1 protein-coding gene is annotated in these 1,267 nt (G+C 73.2%); it reads left to right on the forward strand.

The window, feature by feature from the left end; all coding sequences use genetic code 11:
* The coding region (locus HMPREF0731_RS19130) for a cellulose synthase subunit BcsC-related outer membrane protein (RefSeq protein WP_007005857.1) at positions 1–1,065 on the forward strand (1,065 nt) is incomplete at its 5' end.
* Between the last annotated feature and the right edge of the window lie 202 nt (positions 1,066–1,267).

Consider the following 1,267-nt stretch of genomic DNA (forward strand, 5'->3'; position numbering starts at 1 on the left):
CTCGACCGCATGACCGAGTTCGGCGCGGGGGCCGAGGCCTCGGCGCCGCTGCCCGGCGTCGGCGGCCGCGTCACGCTGCGCGCCCAGGCGGTGACGCTCGATGCCGGCGACATGGAGCAGACCGCCGGGACGCTCAGCCGCTTCGGCAGCGCCGCGCAGTTCGTGCCGGGCAATGGCAGCCTAACGGCGGCCCAGGCGCGGGCGCTCAGCCCCTCCGACAGCACCGCCTCGGGCGTCTCGCTCGGCCTCGGCTATGCGCGGGACAGTTTCTCGGCCGATATCGGCTCGACCCCGCTCGGCTTCCGCAGGCAGAACCTGCTGGGCGGGGTGGAGGTGGCGCCCTCGCTCGGCAGCAATCTCCGCCTGCGCGTCACCGCCGAGCGCCGGGCCATCACCGACACGCTGCTCTCCTGGAGCGGCATGCGCGACCCGGCCAGCGGCACCACCTGGGGCGGGGTGGTGCGCAACACCGGCCGCGGCCAGCTCGAATACGGCGTCGGCGACACCAGCTTCTACGCCGGCGGCGGCTATTCGACGCTGGAGGGCGATGGCGTCGCCGACAACACCCGCATCGAGGCCTATGCCGGCGTCAGCCACGCTCTGTATCGCCGCCCGGATGCCGAGTTGGTGACCGGGCTCGACCTGCTCTACCAGTCCTACGACAAGAATCTGCGCTATTTCACGCTCGGCCATGGCGGGTATTTCAGCCCGCAATCCTTCGTCGCCGCCTCGGTGCCGCTGGATTACCGGGCGCGCTCGGGGGATTTCTCCTACCGCATCGGCGCCAGCGTCGGCCTCGCCTCCTTCCGCGAGGATCGCAGCCCCGTCTATGCCGACGACGCGGCGCGCCAGGCGCAGCAGGAGGCGCTGGCGGCGGCCAATTCCGGCTTCTCCGCCTTCTACGCCGGCCAGTCGCAGACGGTGGTCACCGCCGGGCTGCGCGCCGACCTGGAATACGCGGTGACGCCCAGCCTGCGGCTCGGCGCCGCGCTGCGCTATGATCGCTCGGCCGATTGGAACGAGGCGCGCGGCCTGCTCTATGCCCGCTACCGGGTCGATCCGTGACGCCGCCCCGGGCGGCGGTGGCGGGTGGCAGGGGCAGCGGGCCGCACGGCGCGCGCGGCAAAGGGTGAGGGGCAGGACATGATGCAGGGCGGCGGCGATCCGGCGATGCTGGCCTATCTGGCGCGGCGCCACACCAGCGCCCAGTGGCGCGGCTTCCTGCGCGCCCTGGTCGAGACGCTGGATGGCAGCCTGGACCGCGCCG

This window comes from Pseudoroseomonas cervicalis ATCC 49957, from assembly GCF_000164635.1.
In the GTDB taxonomy this organism is placed as follows: Bacteria; Pseudomonadota; Alphaproteobacteria; order Acetobacterales; family Acetobacteraceae; genus Pseudoroseomonas; species Pseudoroseomonas cervicalis.